We start from the raw sequence: 22,849 nt of genomic DNA on the forward strand, positions 1-22,849 counted from the left end.
GGTGTGGGGTGTGGGGTGTGGGGAGTTTTCTCAGTGAACTGATAACTGATAACTGATAACTGATAACTGATAACTGATAACTGCCAGACAAGCCGGACAAAGTTAAGTTATATTAAGATTACTCAGAATGCGTCCCCGTCCGATTCAGAAATCTCATGACTCAACCGCAAGCACAACGCATCCTCTACGTTAGACTCCCCTGTAACCCCATTTTCCCCATCGGTGTGGTTTATCTTTCCGACCACGTCCATAAACTCTTCCCCGACATCGAACAAAGGATCTTTGACCTTGGCACCGTCCCCCCCTTAGACTTTAACCAAGCACTCGATCGCTGTGTTGACGAATTTCGGCCGACCCTGCTAGTATTCTCCTGGCGGGATATTCAAATATATGCCCCCGTCGGTGGTCGCGGTGGCAATCCCCTGCAAAACGCCTTTGAATTTTACTACGCTAAAAACCCCCTAATCAAGCTGCGAGGTGCTTTAGGGGGTTTAAAGGTGACAACAGCCTACTACGGCGAATTATGGCGCAATCAGGGACTAATTCGCCGCGGGTTGCAGCGGGCCAGAAAATACCATCCCGAAGCGCGAGTTATCGTCGGAGGTGGTGCCGTCAGTGTTTTCTACGAACAACTAAAAACCAAACTGCCCATAGGAACAATTGTATCAGTGGGAGAAGGGGAAACCCTGCTAGAAAAATTCCTCTCCGGCCGGGACTTTAGCGATGAACGTTGTTATGTGGTCGGAGAAACCACACCCCGGCCGCGTTTAATCCACGAATCCCCCACCCCCTTAGAAAAATCCGCTTGTAACTACGATTACATCGCCAGTATTTGGCCGGAATTTTCCTACTATTTCCAAGAAAACGACTTTTATATCGGGGTACAAACCAAGCGCGGCTGTCCCCATAACTGCTGCTACTGCATCTATACCGTCGTCGAAGGGAAACAAGTACGCATTAATCCCGCCGATGAAGTAGTTAAGGAAATCCGCCAATTATACGACCGCGGCATTCGCAATTTCTGGTTTACCGATGCCCAATTTATCCCCACCAGAAAATTTATCAACGATGTAGAAGAACTATTAGAAAAAATCCTCGCCGATGGGATGAAAGATATCCATTGGGCTGCCTATATTCGCGCCGATAATCTTACCCCAAAACTGTGCGATTTAATGGTAAAAACAGGCATGAACTACTTTGAAATCGGCATCACCAGTGGTTCTCAGGAATTAGTCCGAAAAATGCGTATGGGCTATAATTTACGGACAGTTCTGCAAAATTGTCGAGACTTAAAAGCGGCAGGTTTTAATGCTCTGGTTTCGGTAAATTATTCCTTTAATGTTATTGATGAAACCCTAGAAACTATTCGTCAAACTATCGCCTATCATCGGGAATTAGAAAATATTTTTGGAGTCGATAAAGTGGAACCAGCCATCTTTTTTATCGGACTACAACCCCATACCCATCTAGAAGAATACGCCTTCAAAAAAGAAATTATTAAACCCGACTATGATCCCATGAGTTTAATGCCCTGGACAGCCAAAAAACTGCTCTGGAATCCCGAACCTTTGGGGTCATTCTTTGGCGAAGTTTGTCTGCAAGCATGGCGACAAAATCCCGATGATTTTGGACGGGAAGTGCTGAAAATTTTGGAAGCAAGACTAGGGAAGGCCGATTTAGAATCCGCTTTAACCGCACCGATAGAAACTAAGAAAAAAGTCTTAACTCCTGCTTAAAAATTAATTTTAGTCAATCCTAAGGCGGCAATTAGCGTTACCATGAGTCTGAAATCAGGAGATGATCAAAATCCCTTTACCGGTAACTGCAAAATGACCGACCATCGCCTCCATGGGCTAGAATTAGCGGAATATATCGCCCTAGGATTAACCCTGCTTACCCTTATCGCCATGGGTGCGGGGTTTTTGCCTTTGTTCCTCCTAGTCGTAACTTTCGGGTTGAATATTCTCAATCGTCTCCGAGAAAGAACCAGGCAACTTCAACGCTTAACCGAGATAACCGGTCATTTACAGGAGCAGTGGGAAGAAGAAAAAGAAGCTTTATCAGCACAAATACAGTCCCTCAGTCCCGCAGTGGCCAGGGATAACGCCAGTGCCATCGCAGAATTAGAGGAGAATATTCTCGCCCTCGAACAGTCCTACAATCAAATTATTCAATATATCAACCGTAACGGGCTGCTGGAACGCATCGAACATCTGGAAAAATCCTACAGTCGCTTACAAAGAGAGATTTTGCCGCTTAAGGAAGAATCAGCAGATATTAACGCCATAAAAGCGGAAAATGAGCCACAAATCACCCTACCAACCCTTAATTTAACTCCCACTTCCCCCCCTGTCCCCCATTGGCATTATTATCGCCGTCTGAGCGCCCATCGGGAAATGATTACAGCGATCGCAATTACCGAGGATCAACGGTTTTTAATTAGCGTTAGTTGGGATCGTACCCTAAAAATCTGGGATTTTGCGAGAGGAACCCTGATTAATACGGTGGAAGCTCATGATCAGGGCATTTTAGCCCTAGCAGTGACCGGAAACGGCGATTATCATCTAGCGACGGGGGGATTCGATCAAACCGTTAAATTATGGACTTTAGCCAGGGATGGCAGTAATCTGGAATTAAATCAAATTTTCCTCGGTCATCTCGGTTCGATTCACGGCCTAGATTTTGCCCCCCGTTGGCATTTTTTGGTTAGTGGTAGTTACGATCAAACCCTAAAACAGTGGAATTTAGAGCAGGAAAACGAAGAATTTAGCTCCTATGACAGTCTAGGGGCAATTTATGCCCTAGCAGTGGCTCCTAATCAAGATTTTATCGCCGCAGCTGGAGGTGATGGCACTGTCACCCTCTGGCAATTGGGATCGGGAGCAAAAATCGCCGTCCTATCCGGTAACGTTTCTTCGGTGCAGAGTCTGGCGATCGCTGCTGATAGTCAGATTATTGCCGCCGGTTGTGTGGATGGGACGGTGAAAATCTGGCAATACGACCAGGAGAAAAGCGGTCATTTTGCGCCAATTCGGGTGATTAATGCCCATAATGGTCAGGTGACAAGCTTGGTATTTGCAGAGGAGGGTCAGTGGTTATTTACCGGGGGAACCGACGGAGAGATTAAAATCTGGTTAGCCAATTCTCAACAGGCGATCGCAACTCTCAGCGCCACCAATGAGCGATCATCGCCGATCTCCAGTTTAGTTCTCAGCCCCGATTATTGTCACCTAGCGGCGGCCGCGGCCGACGGCAGCATCACCATCTGGGAAAATGTCACTTAATGGTCGATCGAACTAGAAAAATTGTATAATGTAATGTCCCGGACTCGATCGGGCCAGTTTGACCCCAAGAAAAAGTGACTGAGTTAACCGTCGTTTCTGCCTAATAGTTGTCATCGGGGCATCGAGAACGCGAGAGCGATCGCTTATCCCAGAATCATTACCCATAGTAAAAAATTCAGAATGAAGACTCCAACAGATCAAAGATTTGATTACGTCAAAATCGGTTTAGCGTCCCCCGAGAGAATTCGGCAATGGGGAGAAAGAACCCTACCTAACGGTCAAGTCGTCGGAGAAGTAACCAAACCAGAAACGATCAACTATCGGACTCTCAAACCGGAAATGGATGGGTTATTCTGCGAGAAAATTTTTGGCCCCTCGAAGGACTGGGAATGTTGGTGCGGTAAATACAAACGAGTCCGTCACCGGGGAATTGTCTGTGAACGTTGCGGGGTGGAAGTCACCGAGTCCCGGGTACGTCGTCATCGCATGGGTTTTATCAAATTAGCTGCCCCCGTCACCCACGTTTGGTATCTTAAAGGTATTCCCAGTTATCTCAGTATCCTGCTCGATATGCCCCTGCGGGACGTGGAGCAAATCGTCTATTTTAATGCCTATGTGGTTCTCGATCCGGGTAATGCCGGCAATCTTAGTTATAAACAACTCCTCAGCGAAGATCAATGGTTAGAGATCGAAGAAGAAATCTACGCGGAGGACTCGGAATTAGTCGGTATTGAAGTGGGTATCGGGGCCGAGGCTATCCAAAGACTCTTACAGGAAATTAACCTGGAAGAAGAAGCGGAAAGACTGCGGACGGAAATTGTCGAAAGTAAGGGGCAAAAACGAGCAAAATTAATTAAACGTCTCCGGGTAATCGATAACTTTATCGCCACGGGTTCTCAGGCAGAATGGATGGTTTTAAGCGTAATTCCCGTGATTCCACCCGATTTACGCCCGATGGTGCAGTTGGACGGCGGCCGTTTTGCCACCTCTGACCTGAACGATCTCTACCGTCGGGTGATTAACCGCAATAACCGTTTATCCCGTCTGCAAGAAATTCTCGCCCCGGAAATTATCGTCCGCAACGAAAAACGGATGTTACAGGAGGCCGTCGATGCTTTAATTGATAACGGTCGTCGCGGTCGCACGGTGGTGGGGGCCAATAATCGCGCCCTGAAGTCTTTATCGGATATTATCGAGGGTAAACAGGGGCGTTTCCGTCAAAATCTCCTCGGTAAACGGGTGGACTATTCGGGACGTTCGGTTATCGTTGTCGGTCCGAAATTGAAGATCTATCAATGCGGTTTACCCCGGGAAATGGCGATCGAATTGTTCCAACCCTTCGTTATTCATCGTTTAATTAAATTAGGCATCGTCAATAATATCAAGGCAGCCAAGAAAATGATCCAACGGGGGGATGCCAATGTTTGGCACGTCTTGGATGAAGTGATCACGGGACACCCGGTGATGTTAAACCGCGCCCCTACCCTGCACCGTTTGGGCATTCAAGCGTTTGAACCGATATTGGTGGAGGGCCGGGCGATTCAGTTACATCCCCTCGTCTGTCCCGCTTTTAACGCTGACTTTGACGGGGACCAAATGGCCGTACATATTCCCCTCTCCCTGGAAGCACAATCGGAAGCGCGATTATTGATGTTGGCCTGTCATAATATTCTCTCACCGGCGACCGGTCGCCCGATTGTTGCCCCTTCTCAGGATATGGTTTTGGGTTGTTATTATCTCACGGCCGAAAATCCCAAGGCCCAAAAGGGTGGGGGTCGTTATTTCGCCAGCATGGATGATGCTATTCGCTCTTTTGATCAGGGATTGGTGGATCTGCACGCTTCTGTGTGGTTGCGTTTACCAGTCGGAGAAAAGGTGAAAACCAATAAACCCGATGAGGAGGTCCTGGAAACGGAAACTCTCCCCGATGGCAGCATCTGGAAATATTATCGGGAGCGCAAAACCCGCGAGAAGGATGGTCAGATAATTTCTCAGTATGTGCGTACTACTGTAGGGCGAATTATCTACAATAAGACGATCCTAGAAGCTTTAGTAGTCTAGAGAGAGATTCCCTTAGGGTGGGCAATGCCCACCTTAATTTTTAGGCTAAAACGGCAATACATTCTATTTCCACTAGCACATCTTTGGGAAGACGGGCCACCTCCACACAGGCCCGGGCCGGGGCAGTTTCCGGGGGGAAATAACGGGCATAAACTTGATTCATCGCCCCGAAATTGGCTAAATCCGAGAGAAAGACGGTAGTTTTCACCACATTTGACCAATTAGCCCCAGCAGCGGTTAAAATGCCCTCCAGATTGGCCATAACTTGTTCGGTTTGGGCGCTAATTTCCCCGGAGACGATTTCACCCGTGACGGGATCTAGGGGAATTTGTCCCGCAACAAAGAGAAAAGGACCAGGAGCGGCGATCGCTTGATTATAGGGACCCACAGGGGCCGGAGCTTTATCAGTACGGATGACCTGATTATTCATGGGCAGGATAGTTAAAAAAGATGACATTGAATCAATTTAATATTTTCCCAGTTTTTCGATCGCTTGTAGTTAATTTTCGCTGGTTAGGGGGTTTAATTTTGACTGATTATCTTTGTCGAAGGTGCGCTAAAAGCGATTGTACGAGAAATAAGTCAACATTTATGACGCTGCAATTCTGCATCTAACTCTGTTAACAAAGCATATATTCTATCAAAATCATGTTTAGTTTTAGAAGGAGCGTCATAGGTTCTCAAAGTACCTTTAGTATGAGTATGAGCCGCTCGATTGCGACTTTTCTTTAGATTACCGAGATCACCTTTTAAAGCACTAATTTTACCGGTTTTTTCTAACTTTTTTTCGATTTTTTCTAATGTTGCTAAACCAATAACCATAATCAACATTTTTCTAAAAGCTTCATATTGAAAGTTAGAGTTAGGCTTAATAATCTCGTCTTTGATGAATTTTTGGTTAGCTGGGGACTTTAAGCATCGTTTAGCACATCTTAAAACTATATCATCCATAGTTTCCTCGATCCAGCCACATAATTCTATAAGAGCTAGTTTAGAATAAAAAATCTTTTGATCATCACTTGTAGAGTCATTATAGAGTTTATCAAGCCTGTTTAACATCTTGAATAAATAACTTTTAGTAATCATTACCAGTAGATGAAAAAATTTTGATAGATGTATTAATTCTCTCTAAAGCCTTATCTTTTTGATAAATACCACTAGCTAAATTTTTAGTCAAAAATGGTTCAGATTTTATTAATCTAGAATACTTGTCTTGTAATTCATCATTGGAGAGATTGACTAAAGTATCTAAATTTTTGGCAACTCCTAACAGAATTCCCTCAGCAATAACTTTACTGGTTTTGAGAGGTTCCTCTTTGAAGATTCTATCATAAATCAAGTCAACAGTTTGCTTAAATAATTCATCTTTATCTTGAATAAAATCTTCATGAGCCAATCTATGTTTATACATATAATCATTTAAAAATCCGGTCAATTTCCCCTTGTAGTTCTGATATCCATCATAAAAAGCAAAGAAACGAAGAACTAATTCTTCATCTTCAAATCGAGATGCTTTTTTCTGCTTTCGATCCATCAGCAAAAGCCAGTTTTCATATTGAGCGCATTCTTTTAAAAAAGTATTAAACTCGCCATTATAGATACAATTTCTGATCTCCTGATTATTAAGTTTTACTCCACCGGTATTTAAGCGATGGAAAATGTTAAAAATATAATTATTATGAGTTTTTTTGCTGGAGTCATAGCGAATCATGGTGATGGGAATAGTCATATTTTCTACGCGTTCATATAATTCTTCATGCTGAGTTTTTATTTCCTCAACTGTTTTTCCAGAAATAGACGAATCTACATCAGCTAATTTTGATAGCCTCCAATTTTCAGTAGTTAAAAATTTGACGATGGTACTAATTCGTTGTAATCCATCGATGATATAGCGTTTATCTGTCTTATAGTCAAGACTAATACACATACTAGGAATCGGTAACTGTTTCATTAAACTATCAATAAAACGAGTTTGTTGTGCCTCACTCCACACCACATCTCTTTGAAAATCTGGATCGATAACCAATTGTTTTTTTTGATACATTCTAACTAGATCAGAGCAGGATCGCTGCTCATTGTAAGCAATAATATCTACAGGAGGAAAATCCACATCATCTTCTTCCTCTAGATACTTTTCTTCTTCGGCTGCTAGTAATTTCTCTTCTTGACTGAGATAATTAACCATAATTTTTATCCGTCCTAATATCTATAAAATTTTCACAGTTAAAAGGGTACTTTATTCGACAATAAAGCACCCTTTTAATTTAGCTTAGAACTCTCCTTTTAAAGCGGCATTACAGCGCTCGCAAATAGTGGGATCATCGGCAAATTTTCCCACTTGAGTGGAATAATTCCAACAGCGATCGCATTTTTCGCCGTCTGCTTTGACAATTCCCACCGAAACAAAGTCTGATTCTCCCTTATATTCTGCGGTTTGAATTGCGCTAATATCACTAACTAATTCCACCTGAGAAGAGAGAAATAGATAACGCAATTCATCAACTTTATTCCCAGTTAAACTATCACAATTGTTGAATAATTCTAACTCCTGTTGTAAGGTTTCATCGGGAACATAAAGTAAAACTTTTGCCTCTAAAGAAGCACCGATCGCCTTATCATTTCTGGCAGTTTCCATCACCTTATTAACTTCGGTGCGTAGCTGCCGGAATTTGGCCCATTTATCGGCCAATTCGCGATTATTCCAAGCAGGATCGATGTTTAGCCATCCTGACTCAAATACCGATAAATAAGGAGTTTTGTAGGGGAGAAATTGCCAGATATCTTCCGCTAGATGAGACAGGACAGGAGCGATCGCTTTAGCGAGATTTTCTAAGGCAATAGCATAAACTGTTTGACAACTGCGACGACGGAAAGAATTAGGATCAGAAATGTATAAACGATCCTTAGCGATGTCGATATAAAAGTTAGATAAATCGACAACACAAAAATTCTGTACCGTCTGGAAAAAGCGGAAGAATTGGAAACTTTCAAAAGCTGCCGTTACTTCCGTAAACACTTCCGAGATACGATGTAACATATAGCGATCGATCTCCGGTATATCTTCATAAGCTACCGCATCCTTAAGGGGATCAAAATCATTTAAACTCCCCAGTAAAAACCGAGCAGTGTTACGGATTTTATTACGGATATCTACCAACTGTTTAAGAATATTTTGACCGATATTCACATCATTGGTATAGTCCACCGAGGACACCCATAACCGAATCACATCTACCCCATAAGCGGGTTCTTTTTTCTGGTCTTTACCCCCATTAATGATCACATTGGGATCGATGACATTACCCAGAGATTTACTCATTTTTCGTCCCTGTTCATCCAAAACAAAACCGTGAGTTAACACCGTTTTATAGGGAGCAATACCATTAGCAGCGACACTGGTTAATAAACTCGATTGAAACCATCCCCGATGCTGATCCGATCCTTCTAGATACATATCCGCAGGATAACTTAATTCTGGTCGAGCATTAGCCACCGCATTCCAACTAGAACCAGAATCAAACCACACATCCATAGTATCCATTCCCTTGCGATAACTGCGACCATTATCGCGATAACTGGGAGGTAATAATTCCTCTACGGATAACTCCCACCAAGCATTAGAACCCTTGACTGCGAAGATAGCTTGAACGTGATTAATCGTCTCCTCCGTTAACAGAGGTTCATTCGTTTCTTCGTCATAAAAAACAGGAATAGGAACCCCCCAACTGCGCTGACGAGAGATACACCAATCGCTTCTTTCACTAACCATAGAAGTGATGCGATTCTTACCTGTTGCAGGAATCCAACGCACCGAATCAATTGCTTCTAAAGCTAATTCCCGGAATCCTTCCACGGAAGCAAACCATTGTTCCGTTGCGCGGAAAATTGTCGGTTTTTTGGTTCTCCAATCGTAGGGATATTTATGCTGATATGCTTCTTCTTTGAGTAAGGCACCCTTTTCTGTCAGTGCTAAAATTATCGCTTCATTAGCATCTTTCAAGACATTTAAACCCGCAAATTGTCCCGCTTCTGCGGTGAAATTTCCCTTATCATCCACGGGAGAAAGTATCGGTAAACCGTAACGTTGTCCGACGATATAATCCTCCTGACCATGGCCAGGTGCAGTATGAACTAATCCGGTGCCGGAATCAGTGGTTACATAATCCCCACCGATGAGAATCGCACTTTCTCTGTCAAACAAAGGATGACGATATTTAGTATGTTCTAATTCCAGACCTTTAACCGTTGCTTTAATCGTCAAAGTCCTGTTAAAAGTGTCGGTCAATTTTTCGACTAAATCCGTCGCTACGATTAGATAATTAGACTCGCTGGTTTCCACCACTGAATAGTTTAATTCTGGGTTCAATGCGACGGCCAAATTCCCGGGTAAAGTCCAGGGAGTAGTCGTCCAGATAGCCACGGATAAATTAGGCAAAAATGGCCTTAAAACCGGGGTTGAAACTGACGTAATCGGGAAAGCAACATAGACACTGCGGGAAGTGTGACCTTCGGGATATTCTAATTCTGCCTCAGCTAAAGCGGTTTGAGAACTAGGACTCCAGTGAACCGGTTTTAGTCCCCGATAAATATAACCTTTTAGGGCCATTTTTCCGAATACGGCAATTTGAGCGGCCTCGTATTCCGGTTGTAGGGTTAAATAGGGATTTTCCCAGTCTCCCCAGACTCCATACCTTTTGAAACCTTCACACTGTTCTTTTTGCGTTTGAAGGGCAAAATCGTGGGCTTTCTGACGTAATTTCAAAGGGGTTAGACCCTCTTTTTCCGAGCTTTTGAGACTTTGTAAAACCTTCAGTTCGATCGGCAACCCGTGACAATCCCAACCCGGCACATAGCGCACTTTGTAGCCTTGCAGCAGTTTATATTTATTGATAATGTCTTTGAGAATTTTATTTAAAGCATGACCGATATGCAGTGACCCGTTAGCGTAGGGTGGACCATCGTGGAGAATAAATAATTCTTTGGGGTTATTTTGCGCTAATTTCTCGTATATTTGCTCATCTTGCCAGAATTTCTGCATTTCTGGCTCACGTTTACTGGCATTTGCTCGCATATCAAAGTCAGTTTGAGGCAAATTAACGGTATCTTTGTAACTTTTAGCGTTGGACATTCTAGCAAACCTATGGATATCAATCGTTTTCGGGATTCATTCCTAAATAACGTCCCTTTGAGAGTCGTTATCTCTAGTCTGTCACATAACTGTAATATAAATATTACAAGTGACAATCATTGATCTATAAGTCTAGCGAGATTGTGTCCAAGAGCGATGATTCCCAAAGGCTATAATTTAGTTATTCGAGAATAGGGAGCATGGGGACGATGGTGACGAATCCTAATTTTTTTTATGTCTCTCCAGAAGTGTATCTAGAAGGGGAAAGAGTCAGTCCGATCAAGCACGAGTACCGAAAAGGACGGATTTATGCGATGGTAGGCGCAAAAAAGCCCCATATTGTCTTAAATACAAATCTAGCTACTTTATTGAGTATCCATCTCGATGATAGTCCCTGTCTTGTTCTCACTTCCGATATCAAAGTCCGGTTAGAGGAGGCAAATTGTTATTATTATCCCGATATTGCGGTGGTTTGTGACGAGAGAGAGATTAACAATACCGATGATTTTATTCTCTATCCCGTTCTGATTATTGAAGTATTATCGAAATCTACGGAATCCTTTGATAGGGGTGATAAATTCAGCGATTATCAAACCTGTCCCACCCTAAAAGAATACATTCTTATTCATCAAAACCAGATGAAAATTGAATGTCACCGTCGCGAGGATTCGGGAGTTTGGCAAGAACAGATCTATGAAGCGGGAGATGAGGTAGAATTTACCAGTGTAGGATTCCGGGGATCGATCGCTTCTATCTATCGGAAAGTCCCCGGTTTGATATAATTACAATTATTTTTTGACATCGCACTTTTAGGTCTCTAATTCTCTAAAGCTTCAAATTGACGTAAGGCAATACTAGAACCTTGGTTCCAGCCTAATTCAACATAATAGGGAAAAAGTTTCTTGATATTTATATCGGGAAAGAGACGACTATTTTCACTTTCCTGACAACTATCTTCTATGAACAGATATATTTTTAATTCTTCCCGACGATAAACCCACAATTCGGGGATTTTTAGCAATTGATAAGCCTCTACATCAGTCAGAGAAGTAAAGTCCACTTCTATAGCTAAATCGGGAGGAGGATCAACAGTTAAATCAATTCTCTCTTTGCCTAAAATTGACTGTCTATTATCAATATAAAAACAAGTATCTGGCTCTACTCCCGCTTCCCCCAGAATTTTCAAGGTAATCGGATCAAAACATTGCCAGTCTTTACCTTGACGACAGAGGATAATTTTTACTAAATCCCTTAATGTATCAACACGATTGCCATGACTTGGTAAAGGAGACATAAGCCGAATTTCTTGAGTTTTGCGATTAAAATAGAGTTTGGGATAGGTTTTCTGGAGACGTAAACTCAGCAATCTTTGGTAATCTTCCCAAGTCTGATGGGGAAAAATAACTTGACTGCCAGGAGATAAAGATAAAGTATTTTCGTTGAGAGTAATTAGTAGCATTTTGATAATTATTTTTAGTTTGTCAGATTCCCCCGCCTATCGGCACCCCCCTTATTAAGGGAGGCAGGGGGGATCAAGCCTTATTAAGCCTGGATTAAGGGGGGATTAATTGGGTACATGGCTCACTTTTATACAAAAAGTGTTTTAACTAAAATTCTCTAAAGCTTCAAACTGACGTAAAGCAATACTAGAACCTTGATTCCAGCCTAATTCAACATAATAGGGAAAAAGTTTCTTGATATTTATATCGGGAAAGAGAAGACTATTTTCCCTTTCTTGATAACTGTCTTCTATTAACAAATATATTTTTAATTCTTCCCGACGATAAACCCACAATTCGGGTATTTTCAACAATTGATAAGCCTCTACATCAGTCAGAGAAGTAAAATCCACTTCTATAGCTAAATCGGGAGGAGGATCAACAGTTAAATCAATTCTCTCTTTGCCTAAAATTGCCTCTCTATTATCAATATAAAAACAAGTATCTGGTTCTAATCCCGCTTCCCCCGGAATTTTCAAGGTAATCGGATCAAAACATTCCCAGTCTTTGCCTTGACGACGAAGGATAATTTTTACTAAATCACTTAAAAGATTGATACGTTTGCCATGACTTGGTAAGGGAGACATAAGCCGAATTTCTTGCGTTTTGCAATTAAAATAGAGTTTGGGATAGGTTTTTTGGAGACGTAAACTCAGCAATCTTTCGTAATCTTCCCAAGTCTGATGGGGAAAAATAACTTGACTGCCCGGAGATAAAGATAAAGTATTTTCGTTGAGAGTAATTAGTAACATTTTGGTAATTATCCTTGATTTTTAGCTGTGGGATTTAACTAATTTCGCTCTGGCAACCAATGCCTATCAAGCATTTGTTCAAGAGAATAGGGACAATTTAGAGGGAAATTGTGAGGAGATATTTCAGTTTTTTGCCCGACAATAAAAACGGCATCTTGATAGATTTTTTCTTGGTTATCTAGGAGATATTTTTCTAAATTTGTACTTAAATATCCATTTAGCTGCACTCTAAAAGTGGCTATTTCTCCTTGCCAATGCCGATGATTTAATTCAAATTCTTTTGACCAATATTGCCACAGCAAAAGATGAATAATTATCTGTCTTAAAAAACTCTCAACTCGATTTTTATCCCGTTTGCTCAAAGCCTCCAACTCCTCGATTAAATGTTGAATATCCAACTCAGCTAGACGATTTTCCTTGAGAAGTTTAATTGTTTCAGTCAACCAGAGATGTTCATCTTGTTCGTAGAGAAATTGTAACTGATTTAGCCAAGTATCTTTTTTCATATTTTTTTGGCTGAGGAGACTTCTAAAACTGCTTTCGGGTAGGCAATGCGTTGATGGTGGAATTGTTGCCAAACTTGCACAAAAACCTCGGCAATAATTGGTAATTCCTCCTGACGAATACCACTATCTACTAATTGTTGATCGCGCCATCGGGCCTGAAAAATCTTTTTGATCATATCCATGGCTTGTTCTGGGGATGCCTCCTTCAGCGATCGCAAAGCGGCCTCGCTACTATCGGCTAACATAACGATCGCCGTTTCTCGCGATTGGGGAATCGGACCATCGTAGCGAAAGGCCGCCTCATCGACGAATTCTTGACCATTTTGGGCGGATTTTTGCAAAGCTTGCTGATAAAAATAGGAAATTAAGAGATTACCTTGGTGTTCGGGAATAAAATCGCGGACGACTCGCGGTAAACCGTGTCTGCGGGCCATGACTAACCCTTCACTAACGTGCTTTTTAATAATCTCGGCGCTGACGTAGGGATCATTAATTTCATCGTGTTTATTCGGGCCACCCATTTGATTTTCAATAAAACCGAGAGGATCGTGCATTTTCCCGATATCGTGATAGAGAGTCCCCGTGCGAATTAATTCCACATTACAGTGCAGTTTTCGGGCGGCCGCTTCAGCTAAACAGGCGACAAAAAGGGTATGTTGAAAAGTCCCCGGCGCTTCCGTGGCCAAACGTTTGAGCAAACTACAATTAGGATTGGACAACTCCACCAGACGAATGGGAGTGACCACATCGAAACAGCGTTCCAAATAGGGGGATAATCCTAGGGCGATTACCGTCCAAGCTATTCCCGATAGACCATAGACGAGGGCCGTGGGTAGTAGAGTATAGATGATCGTGCTGGCCGTGGCGCTAACGATTAGGTAAGTGAGCAGATAAACACCGCCTTGGCTGACTCCGATTCCCATCCCTAGTAGCGATAATTCATCCCTGGAGCGCAATTTTGCCGCTATCATGGCCGCTAATAGTCCCCCTATCGTCCCGGCGATTAAATCGGCGCTGATACCTTGTATGCTGAATAGGGAAAGACCGGCAGTTAAGAGGACCTGGGTGACGGCCAGAGTCGGGCCGTAGAAACTGCTGACTAATAAACCCACGGCTGCCAAATTGGTAAAGGGAATATTGGCGATCGCTAGGATCGGTGTGGTAAAACTTAGTAAACCCAAGAGAATAAAATCCCGGTGACGCAGAGGCCGATGGAGACGCTGAGCAACGAGGCAAAAAGTCCCGATCGCACTGGTGACAAGGATTGCCGTTGACCCTAAACCCATCCAGTTAATGCCCCGTTCGCTCAAACCAAAGCCATCAATGAGAATAAACTGAGCTTGAGTAATTTTTTCGCCTGCTTTAACGATAATTTGACCGGTTTGAGCGCTAGACATGACCATATCTACCGCTTCCACCGCTTTAGCGGCTTGTTCTTTGGTTGCCTCCCGATCTTCTATCAGGTTCGCTTCTCCCTCCAGGGCCGCCAGAAGGATATTTTCGGCTAAAGACTGCTGGCGACCGGTTAGGCGATCGCTGCTAATCTGCACGGCGATGGTATCCTCTAGGTGACTGGTGGAAATCCCCGGGGGAATGCCTTGTACCAAAATCCGGCGACTCGCTTGCAGGACTGCTGTTTCTAGGTTTTGCCACTCTCGATCGCCCATTTGGGCTGCTGTGATCAGATCGGCGTATTTGAGTTTATTTAAGCTGGAATGCCGATAATTTTGGCTGGTTTGCTCCTTTATTTGCCGTAATTGCTCCAATCGATCGATAAATTGCTCAAAGCTTCCCTTCGTCACGCGCTGACGATAGGCTTGGATTTCGCTAACAGCATATTCCTGCTCTTTTGTCAAGAGGTTTGTAAAAGATTCTTCATAGTTGAGGCGGCTCTGTAGAGTTGACCATTGAGCGGCAGAAAAGGTGAGCAGCGTTCCCAGCGTGGCGTTAGAAATAGTCCTGCCCATTAAAATGGAATTTCTTCGCAAAATTGGGCGAATTTGACTTAATTGCCCTAATGTGTCCTGCAGCGATCGCTCGATCTGGTCGGTGGTTTGGGGGTCTCTTTTCAGCCGGGGAAGCAGTCCAGCCCGAATTTTTTGGCGTTTGAGGGCGGTGGTTTCTTGGTCTTGAAAACGGGCATCTTCGGGGGCGATAATCGTGACCGGGGAAATAGTCCCGACGGCCAATTTCGGCTGATTATAGAAACGATAACCGACCACGCTAGTCAGACAACCGACGGTAAACAGGAAGATTAAGGGTCGTCGCAGTTTACTCAGAGAGTAAGAGCGAGATTTTCGGGCAGAATCAGGAAAAACAGTGAAAGAATGCAGAAAATGATTCATAAATTCCAGCTAAATTCTATAAACTGCGCCACCATGCCCAGAGGAAAAATACCAGCAATTTGGTTTTGTGTTCCCTTTTCTATTTTAAGGACTCCCTGTGCAAAAAAATTTTTTCTCGAAAGGTATCTAGATTAACTTGATGCGGGGGTTTTTCGCCTTCCGCTGCGTCCAAAACCCGTAGGGGCGCATCGCGTGCGCCCAAATCCCCCCAAATTCCCCCAAAAACCCGTAGGGGCGCATCGCGTGCGCCCAAATAACCCAAATTCCCCCAAAACCCCAAAAAACGGGCGGGCCGATTATTGCCGGTGGGACGATTATTATTGTCGGTGGGCTGATTATTGCCGGTGGGCGAACGCAGTTCGCCCCTACAAAATCGACCGGCCTTTGGGCGGGAAAAAAAGAGAAAAAGGGTTACAAAGTCCCCCCAGCACCGCACACCACCCGAAAACCGATGAAGTCGCAGTAGTAGTCGCGGCGGGAGTAGTAGTAGTCGCGGTAAGCGGAACGGCAGAGACGTGGAAAGTTGAACCAAGAACCGCCCCGCAATGGAGAATAATTATTATTCCCATTTTCTATCCAGACACTGCCATCCCTCGGTGCACCATAATAATTACCGTGCCAAGTATCGGCGCACCACTCCCAGACATTGCCGTGCATATCGTATAGCCCAAAAGCGTTTGGGGGAAATTGTCCCACGGGAGTCGTTTGTTGTCGATATTCTCCTGTAGGTTCATCGGCATAAGTTTTAGTACCTCGATAGTTAGCTAAATCTGCCGTTATCGTTTCCCCAAAGTGAAAGGCGGTTGTTGTCCCCGCTCTACAGGCGTACTCCCATTCTGCCTCACTCGGTAGCCGATACTCCCGTTTTGTTTCCCTTGATAGTCGTTTACAGAATTCCGTTGCTTCATACCAGTTGACTCTTTCTACGGGTAGCTCATCCCCTTTGAAGCGAGAGGGGTTTGTCTTCAGGTTGATGTCTATTTTAGCGGTTGCGGCGATAGCTTGCCACTGAGCTTGGGTAATCGGGGTTTGACTCATGTAGAAAGCGGGGACTTTGACTAGGTGTTGTGGTCCTTCCTTTTTAAATCCGTCCCCACCATATTTTTTAACCAGTCTTTCGATTTCCTTGTCTTCTGTTCCCATCCAGAATTCTCCTTGGGGAATATACATCATGCGGATATAGTTTTGAGCTTTTTTCCGGTTGCCAACTTCCGGAAGGTTTTCATCGTAAAAATAGGCTTTAACAGGTTTTCTCTCGATAAATTTGCCTGTTTTATTAACCAATACCGTTTCTGCGGTAAAAAGGAAAAGGTTTTCATCGTAGGGAACAATAGCGGCTACTTCGTCTATTAAACGTTTTTGTAGGGTTCCTTCGTCTTCTGGGGAAAGTTGAAGGACATTGCCAACGTGGTTTAAATCCCCTCTAGAATAGGCGGCAATCGTTTTATTAAGCAATAATAAGGGTTCATAATCGGCTAAAGCAGCCGATATATTTTCTAATAAAGCTGTCAATCTCACAAGACGCACTCGGTTATTATTTTTGATAGCTTCTGCTAGTAGCTGTCTGATTTCGTTGACTGCTTGACTAGGTTTTAGGTAGGCAAGAGCTAACCATTGTTGATTTTGCCAATAAACCGATTTTGAGCAATAATCACCGATTTCTTCCTGAATATAGGTTTGTAACTGATAGGCCAGAGATTTGAGTTCCTCTGGGGTTAATTTTTCTAATAGTAGTTTACGAACATCGGGAGACATTTCATAGAGTTCTCGATCTATTTTGCGGACTAAACTGGAGAGTAAAATATCAGCGATCGCATACCAAGGAGCTTGATTATCTTTATCTTGATGTTGACGCAGATAATAAAGTAAATTAGGGGATAAACTAAGGGGAAATGCCGCTCTTTTCGCTAGTTCTCTGGTGTTTGGTTCGTTTTCTTTTTCAAATAATCTTAAACGGCTTTCTGCGCTAAAAAAATCTTCATCCTCATCCCAATTATCCCCTTGGTGAAATTGATTAGGATTAAATGAAAAATGACGGGGTGGGATAGCTTCTTCTTTTAGCCATGTTATCAAGTTTTCCCAATCCTCTGTGGTTAGTTCAAACATGGAAAAATTGGGTATATCTTCAGCTAAATCAGCAATATCGATCGCAGTTGTCCCATACCATCGATGATAGGGTAAGGGGTTTAACCATGCGACTCGGCTAAATCTTCGGCTAAATCGTCGGATAAGGGTTTCTGTTGCGCTCAAGCGCTCTTCTACATAACGTTTTCTAGCGGCACCCGCATCACTAAGAATTAGACAACTGGTTACTTCCGGAGAATAGTTAGAGAGAACTTTGCTTAAAGATTGACTTTCCCAACCGTTTTCTTGTTGTAAAACCTCGTCTCTAATCAGATTATCAAAGTAAAAATGGGGAACATTTGCCCAAGTTTGCTTCATTATTCGACCAAATCCTGCAAAGGGAATCATCGAGTCAGAACAATCAATAAAAATTATAATTTCTCGGCGATAAAGTTGTTTCTTTTGGTAAATTATTTGATCAAAAAAACCTCGTTTAGCCGTTGCCATCACCGTGGCTTTTAGATCCCAAGTTTGTCGAGGACTTTCTAGGGGTAATGGACGCAGTTGCTGCCAACTTTCTTGTAACTTAGCGATGCCAATAGGATAATAATCAGGATTATCTAGGGATGTGATTTTTTTTCGCTTTTCAATAGCTGTGGCAATTTGTGGAAATGAAGTCTCTGGTGCTATTTTTGTATCCCCAGAAGGGGTAATTTCTAATGAGGGAGATTCCCTATCATCCATCGGGTTTATGATTTTGCTAATCGATTCTTCTGGATGGCGAATAGGTGTTTTTTGGGCTATTTCTGTATTTATTTCTGGTTGTAACTGTAGCATCTCTGTCCAGGCCTGATCAAACTTTTCTTTTTCTTTCGGGGATTTAACCCATAAAGCTTGACAAAGAAGTTTAATTTTAGGATTCTCTAAGTTGGGATTTTCTTGAATAGCAATATCAGAATCATTGGCGAGTTTTTGAATTAGGTAATTTTCCACCCGATAATATTGTTCAATAGACAGCAGAAATCCTTCTTCGTCTCTGAGTTGATAAAATAGGTCAAGTAGGGGGGATGTCATTGGCTTTTTTAACCTCTTGTTCCATAATCTTGTAAATCGGTACGGCTTTTTAGTAAAACACTAGCGTGGGGTAATTTGTCCTCGTTTAATTTGGCGATAATTTCTTCAGGTTTGTACTTGAGCAACGATTTAAACCAGGCTATTAATTCACTGGTGCTAACTTTTTTTTCTCCTTCAGATTTAGTCTCGTCTTGTGATGTTCTCACTTCCTGAAAACGGTCCACTGCTTTGATGATAACCTCTTGTTCAGCGTCGGTAAACCGTTCGGTTAATATTTTTCTTAATCTTTCTTGGTTGGGTAGCTCAATATAGTGATAAATGCAACGTCTCAGAAAAGCATTGGGTAAGTTTTTTTCTTGATTACTGGTAATGATAATCAGAGGAAAAGCTTGATCATTTGCTTGAATTAATTCTCCTGTTTCTTTAATGAAAAAACGACGAGATTCAATGGCTAAAAGTAAATCATTAGGAAAATCTCGATCTGCTTTATCTATTTCATCAATTAATACTACCGATTGTTCTTGTTTATCTTGACTTTCTTTAAATGCTTTACCCAAGGGTTGTAAATCAACCCAATCTTTTGAAGTAGCTGGATTTTTTTGCTCAGAAGAAGATTCTTCTATTTCTTTTTGGCTTAAAATTCCGCTAATTTGAGCAGCTTGTAAACGACCAATATAATCATATTGATAGAGACTATCTTCCGCTTTGCTTGTAGATTGAACTATCCACTCATAATATTTTATAGAACCACTTTGCTGACCATTATTAAATTCATGAACTAAGGCATGAGCTAGACGACTTTTGCCACATCCCGGTTCACCTTCTAGTAACAAAGGCATTCCCAATTCAATAGCCAAGTTAACAACTTCTATTAACTCATCACCTGCGTCATAGGGATAAATTTTCTGTTGAATCGGTTCATAATAAAGATCCGATTTAGGTTGAATTTCTCCCCTGTAGGTTAAGGATAGTTTAGCCATCTATTTTCCCTCGATAATTGTCCTTGAAATTGTTGATAAAAAGCTTTCAGTGTGTCTTCTATGTTGCCGTGTTTGCTATTTTCCCATAATTCCTGCAAGGTAGATTTAAATAAGTCTGTGGTTTCATCCTGTAAGTCACAACCTAACTGAAGTTGTTGAGCAAAAGTAGGAATAATTTCCTGAAAAGACCGTTGTTCAAAGCAAGAGTCAATCTGTAAGCGGTGAATAGGACTTAATTCTGATAATTTGTCCTTATCTCTCCAATCATTCCCTTCTCCATAATCTAACCAAATCATTAATAAAAAGCCTTTAATGGGACTATTTTTTATTCTACTAGCTTCTTCAATTAAGCTTTCCCAAAACGAATAAATATCCTTTAAAAGGGAAAAGTCTGCACAATCAATTCCTTCAAAAATCAAACAAAAATTATTAGTCTTTAAATTTTTAATTCCTCCAGAATTATTTAAAAAATGTTCATAAAGATTATAATTATTCCATTCTTCCTGACCATCTCCTTGAAACTTAAAAACAATAGGTTTAACGTTCAAATTATTAGTGATCAAGATTTGTTTGTGTAAACGATGTAAACACCAAAAACGATATGTATGAGGACAAGGGGGAATATAAATACTGCCTTCTCGTAAAGGTTTAGCAGCTATTGAACTGGTAAATTTTACTAGATTAGTGTAATTAAATTCTGTTAAAATATCATAAATCTTCCCATTATTTGTTCGTTGATTTTTTGGGTTTTGATGATGATTTTGACAACATTGTAAGCTTTCAAAATCTCGTCGTAATACTTCGCAATAAGCTTGAACAATATAAGACTGTTTAGAGGTTCTTTGCCCTTTTTTTCCTAGTCCATATTTTTTTTCAGTACAAAACCGCAAACTATCTCCAGATATGCCAATTACCTTTAAAATAGACGAATCTAATAAAAAATTCAGAACCTCATCAAAGGTTAAATGAATTGAATTATCATTAATATCTTCAATTCTGGGTGTATTTATTTTATTTTGAGTAATGTAGTCGCTTTTCTTCTCATTTTCAAATCTTTTAAAATCAGATTCCTTTTGTAAGTACAATTTCTTCCCATCTTCTTTTAAAACGTCTTTAGTTGTTCCAGATTGTGGCGATGATGTCATCCAAGCTTTCAAAACATTTAATCGAATGGTATAACTGGAAGTTTTTGTTTGACTACGGTATTCTTCGAGAAATGCCTCAAGTAACCATCGACTTGCTTCTATTAATATTTTCTCTATTTTCTCCGAAGCACAAGAATAGTCTCCCTTATAAGCATCTTTAGCCTTACGAAGGGTTTCTACATCTTCATCCGATAATCTGATTTCGCCAGACCTTAACATAAATCTCGTCAAACGTCAACCTACGATCTGATCCACTTTTTGATCCCCTTTTGCCAGCATTTGCTGAAAGCATTTTAATCAACTTGTCCTCAAAAAACAAGCCCTAAGGCGACAGGAGCAAAATCTATGAATTTCTGGCAAAAACATAAAGCGGACATTGACGTGATTTGCCGCATCATCACCACTTTAACTGCTTTGGCTAGTTTGGGTGTTCAGGTGGGAGAGTTAAAGATTCCCCAAAGCGAGATTCTTCCCCCTATGACTGAGGTTCAGGTGGAAGCGGGGAAAAAGACTCACACCCACTAAGGAAGATAAATACTAGGGATTTAAGCACATTACCTGAAATAAAAGCCGATGTGCTTTTTTCATAAGACTGGACCAAAACGAGGGTGAGTTAATAAGATAACCCACCCTGAAGGGGATTTAGCGATCAACCGACCCCATAATAATATCAATACTGCCTAAAATCGCCATAATATCGGCAACTTTTACCCCTTTGAGGATATGGGGCAGAATTTGAAGATTATTAAAATCGGCGGCCCGAATTTTCCAACGCCAAGGGAAAACATCATCATTACCGACGATAAAGATACCTAATTCCCCTTTACCACTTTCCAAGCGCACATAATGTTCACCTTTAGGAATCTTAAAAGTGGGGGCGACTTTTTTGGCGATATATTGATAGTCAAAATCATTCCAGGCTGATTTTTTCCCTTCTGCCATCCGTTTCGCTTCCAGATTTTCGTAGGGACCACCGGGTAAACCTTTCAGTGCTTGCCGGATAATTTTCACCGATTCGCGCATTTCCCGAATCCGCACCAGATAACGAGCAAAACAATCGCCGGCGGTTTCCCAATGCACTTCCCAGTCAAAATCGTCGTAACACTCGTAATGGTCAACTTTTCTTAAATCCCATTTCACCCCAGAAGCGCGTAACATCGGACCGGATAAACCCCAGTTAATCGCTTCGTCTCTGGTAATGCAGCCTATCCCTTCAATACGACGGCGGAAAATCGGGTTATTAGTGATTAATTTCTCGTATTCGTCCACTTTGGGGTCAAAATAGTCACAGAAATCCACGCACTTATCCACCCATCCGTAGGGTAAATCCACCGCCACGCCACCAATACGGAAATAATTGTTATTAATTAACCGCATTCCCGTGGCAGCTTCCCAGAGGTCATAAATCATCTCCCGTTCCCGGAAAATGTAGAAAAAGGGAGTTTGTGCGCCTACATCCGCCATAAAGGGGCCTAACCAGAGTAAATGGTTAGCGATGCGGTTGAGTTCCAACATAATCACCCGGATATATTGCGCTCGTTTGGGAACGGCGATATCGGCTAATTTTTCGGGAGCATTGACCGTAATCGCCTCATTAAACATCCCTGCGGCGTAATCCCAACGACTAACGTAGGGAACGTACATGACATTGGTGCGATTTTCGGCAATTTTTTCCATGCCCCGATGAAGATAACCGATTACGGGTTCACAGTCAATCACGTCTTCCCCGTCAAGGGTGACGATTAAGCGCAAAACTCCGTGCATCGAAGGGTGATGGGGTCCCATGTTTAAAACCATGGGTTCTGTTCTCGTTTCAATTTTTGCCATAGGGCTACCGATGATCCCGAAAATCTTTTTAAAGTTATTATAAGTAAACGCTTCGACAATACACAAGGACTATCGGGTATCAGTAATCAGTGATCAGTAATCAGTAATCAGTAGTCAGTAGTCAGGAGATTATTTTTATTTATTCTCCCCACTTCCCCACACCCCACACCCCACACCCCACACC

The 22,849-nt window shown here is 42.1% G+C and carries 17 protein-coding genes; 5 read left to right on the forward strand and 12 right to left on the reverse strand.

All coding sequences use genetic code 11. From position 1 onward, the window contains the following. Positions 1 to 155: 155 nt before the first annotated feature. From PN470_RS20835 to PN470_RS20845, 3 genes are all read left to right on the forward strand, one after another. Complete coding sequence (locus tag PN470_RS20835) at positions 156 to 1,736, forward strand: photosystem II high light acclimation radical SAM protein (protein WP_271938377.1); 1,581 nt, start codon at positions 156 to 158, stop codon at positions 1,734 to 1,736. 42 nt (positions 1,737 to 1,778) lie between these two features. After that, positions 1,779 to 3,284 carry a WD40 repeat domain-containing protein gene (locus PN470_RS20840; protein ID WP_272105026.1) on the forward strand — a complete coding sequence of 502 codons (1,506 nt, stop codon included), beginning with the start codon at positions 1,779 to 1,781 and terminating at the stop codon, positions 3,282 to 3,284. Between the two features lie 180 nt (positions 3,285 to 3,464). Further along, positions 3,465 to 5,345: a DNA-directed RNA polymerase subunit gamma gene (locus PN470_RS20845; protein WP_272105027.1), complete on the forward strand. Its 1,881-nt coding sequence runs from the start codon at positions 3,465 to 3,467 to the stop codon at positions 5,343 to 5,345. Positions 5,346 to 5,385: 40 nt separating this feature from the next. Here PN470_RS20845 and PN470_RS20850 read toward each other — a convergent pair whose 3' ends face one another. The 4 genes from PN470_RS20850 to ileS form a co-directional block, all read right to left on the reverse strand. Continuing rightward, positions 5,386 to 5,802, reverse strand: coding sequence for a RidA family protein (locus PN470_RS20850; protein ID WP_272105028.1), 417 nt, complete (start codon positions 5,800 to 5,802; stop codon positions 5,386 to 5,388). A 125-nt stretch (positions 5,803 to 5,927) separates the two neighbouring features. After that, entirely contained in the window at positions 5,928 to 6,431 is a 504-nt protein-coding gene (locus PN470_RS20855) for a HEPN domain-containing protein (protein ID WP_271938382.1), read from the reverse strand. Further along, complete coding sequence (locus PN470_RS20860; protein WP_272105029.1) at positions 6,421 to 7,530, reverse strand: DUF262 domain-containing protein; 1,110 nt, start codon at positions 7,528 to 7,530, stop codon at positions 6,421 to 6,423. The genes PN470_RS20855 and PN470_RS20860 overlap by 11 nt, the downstream gene beginning before the upstream one ends. 84 nt (positions 7,531 to 7,614) lie before the next feature. After that, complete coding sequence (gene ileS / locus PN470_RS20865; RefSeq protein ID WP_272105030.1) at positions 7,615 to 10,473, reverse strand: isoleucine--tRNA ligase; 2,859 nt, start codon at positions 10,471 to 10,473, stop codon at positions 7,615 to 7,617. A gap of 209 nt (positions 10,474 to 10,682) precedes the next feature. On the opposite strand from ileS, the gene PN470_RS20870 reads away from it, so the two are divergent. Then, positions 10,683 to 11,255: a Uma2 family endonuclease gene (locus PN470_RS20870; RefSeq protein ID WP_110578140.1), complete on the forward strand. Its 573-nt coding sequence runs from the start codon at positions 10,683 to 10,685 to the stop codon at positions 11,253 to 11,255. A gap of 35 nt (positions 11,256 to 11,290) precedes the next feature. On the opposite strand, the gene PN470_RS20875 is transcribed toward PN470_RS20870, so the two are convergent. From PN470_RS20875 to PN470_RS20905, 7 genes are all read right to left on the reverse strand, one after another. Beyond that, complete coding sequence (locus PN470_RS20875) at positions 11,291 to 11,932, reverse strand: Uma2 family endonuclease (RefSeq protein ID WP_271938390.1); 642 nt, start codon at positions 11,930 to 11,932, stop codon at positions 11,291 to 11,293. A gap of 144 nt (positions 11,933 to 12,076) precedes the next feature. Then, a complete protein-coding gene (locus tag PN470_RS20880) occupies positions 12,077 to 12,724 on the reverse strand; it encodes a Uma2 family endonuclease (RefSeq protein ID WP_272105031.1) in 648 nt (215 codons plus the stop codon). 38 nt (positions 12,725 to 12,762) lie between these two features. Beyond that, on the reverse strand, positions 12,763 to 13,230 hold the full coding sequence (locus PN470_RS20885; RefSeq protein WP_002754411.1) for a DUF29 domain-containing protein: 468 nt from the start codon (positions 13,228 to 13,230) through the stop codon (positions 12,763 to 12,765). Next, positions 13,227 to 15,575, reverse strand: coding sequence for an HD family phosphohydrolase (locus PN470_RS20890; RefSeq protein WP_272105032.1), 2,349 nt, complete (start codon positions 15,573 to 15,575; stop codon positions 13,227 to 13,229). Before PN470_RS20890 ends, PN470_RS20885 begins: the two co-directional genes overlap by 4 nt. A gap of 411 nt (positions 15,576 to 15,986) precedes the next feature. Next, positions 15,987 to 18,713, reverse strand: coding sequence for an SUMF1/EgtB/PvdO family nonheme iron enzyme (locus tag PN470_RS20895; protein WP_272105033.1), 2,727 nt, complete (start codon positions 18,711 to 18,713; stop codon positions 15,987 to 15,989). 8 nt (positions 18,714 to 18,721) lie between these two features. Beyond that, positions 18,722 to 19,693, reverse strand: coding sequence for an AAA family ATPase (locus PN470_RS20900; RefSeq protein WP_271936782.1), 972 nt, complete (start codon positions 19,691 to 19,693; stop codon positions 18,722 to 18,724). Next, complete coding sequence (locus tag PN470_RS20905) at positions 19,675 to 21,057, reverse strand: hypothetical protein (RefSeq protein ID WP_271936784.1); 1,383 nt, start codon at positions 21,055 to 21,057, stop codon at positions 19,675 to 19,677. Before PN470_RS20905 ends, PN470_RS20900 begins: the two co-directional genes overlap by 19 nt. A gap of 126 nt (positions 21,058 to 21,183) precedes the next feature. On the opposite strand from PN470_RS20905, the gene PN470_RS20910 reads away from it, so the two are divergent. Beyond that, positions 21,184 to 21,363: a hypothetical protein gene (locus PN470_RS20910; RefSeq protein ID WP_271936786.1), complete on the forward strand. Its 180-nt coding sequence runs from the start codon at positions 21,184 to 21,186 to the stop codon at positions 21,361 to 21,363. 117 nt (positions 21,364 to 21,480) lie between these two features. On the opposite strand, the gene PN470_RS20915 is transcribed toward PN470_RS20910, so the two are convergent. Continuing rightward, complete coding sequence (locus PN470_RS20915; RefSeq protein WP_002760089.1) at positions 21,481 to 22,665, reverse strand: NAD(P)H-quinone oxidoreductase subunit H; 1,185 nt, start codon at positions 22,663 to 22,665, stop codon at positions 21,481 to 21,483. Positions 22,666 to 22,849: the final 184 nt, after the last annotated feature.

Source organism: Microcystis sp. CS-574, assembly GCF_028329095.1.
Taxonomy (GTDB): domain Bacteria; phylum Cyanobacteriota; class Cyanobacteriia; order Cyanobacteriales; family Microcystaceae; genus Microcystis; species Microcystis ichthyoblabe_A.

Excerpts from the sequence above, each read along its gene's own strand:
- PN470_RS20850 (WP_272105028.1), bottom strand. The coding sequence starts at position 5,802 with ATGTCATCTTTTTTAACTATCCTGCCCATGAATAATCAGGTCATCCGT.
- PN470_RS20840 (WP_272105026.1), top strand. The coding sequence starts at position 1,779 with ATGAGTCTGAAATCAGGAGATGATCAAAATCCCTTTACCGGTAACTGC.
- PN470_RS20845 (WP_272105027.1), top strand. The coding sequence starts at position 3,465 with ATGAAGACTCCAACAGATCAAAGATTTGATTACGTCAAAATCGGTTTA.
- PN470_RS20835 (WP_271938377.1), top strand. The coding sequence starts at position 156 with ATGACTCAACCGCAAGCACAACGCATCCTCTACGTTAGACTCCCCTGT.
- PN470_RS20895 (WP_272105033.1), bottom strand. The coding sequence starts at position 18,713 with ATGACATCCCCCCTACTTGACCTATTTTATCAACTCAGAGACGAAGAA.
- PN470_RS20890 (WP_272105032.1), bottom strand. The coding sequence starts at position 15,575 with ATGAATCATTTTCTGCATTCTTTCACTGTTTTTCCTGATTCTGCCCGA.
- PN470_RS20900 (WP_271936782.1), bottom strand. The coding sequence starts at position 19,693 with ATGGCTAAACTATCCTTAACCTACAGGGGAGAAATTCAACCTAAATCG.
- PN470_RS20880 (WP_272105031.1), bottom strand. The coding sequence starts at position 12,724 with ATGTTACTAATTACTCTCAACGAAAATACTTTATCTTTATCTCCGGGC.
- PN470_RS20905 (WP_271936784.1), bottom strand. The coding sequence starts at position 21,057 with ATGTTAAGGTCTGGCGAAATCAGATTATCGGATGAAGATGTAGAAACC.
- PN470_RS20870 (WP_110578140.1), top strand. The coding sequence starts at position 10,683 with ATGGTGACGAATCCTAATTTTTTTTATGTCTCTCCAGAAGTGTATCTA.
- PN470_RS20885 (WP_002754411.1), bottom strand. The coding sequence starts at position 13,230 with ATGAAAAAAGATACTTGGCTAAATCAGTTACAATTTCTCTACGAACAA.
- PN470_RS20910 (WP_271936786.1), top strand. The coding sequence starts at position 21,184 with ATGAATTTCTGGCAAAAACATAAAGCGGACATTGACGTGATTTGCCGC.
- PN470_RS20915 (WP_002760089.1), bottom strand. The coding sequence starts at position 22,665 with ATGGCAAAAATTGAAACGAGAACAGAACCCATGGTTTTAAACATGGGA.
- PN470_RS20855 (WP_271938382.1), bottom strand. The coding sequence starts at position 6,431 with ATGATTACTAAAAGTTATTTATTCAAGATGTTAAACAGGCTTGATAAA.
- PN470_RS20860 (WP_272105029.1), bottom strand. The coding sequence starts at position 7,530 with ATGGTTAATTATCTCAGTCAAGAAGAGAAATTACTAGCAGCCGAAGAA.
- ileS (WP_272105030.1), bottom strand. The coding sequence starts at position 10,473 with ATGTCCAACGCTAAAAGTTACAAAGATACCGTTAATTTGCCTCAAACT.
- PN470_RS20875 (WP_271938390.1), bottom strand. The coding sequence starts at position 11,932 with ATGCTACTAATTACTCTCAACGAAAATACTTTATCTTTATCTCCTGGC.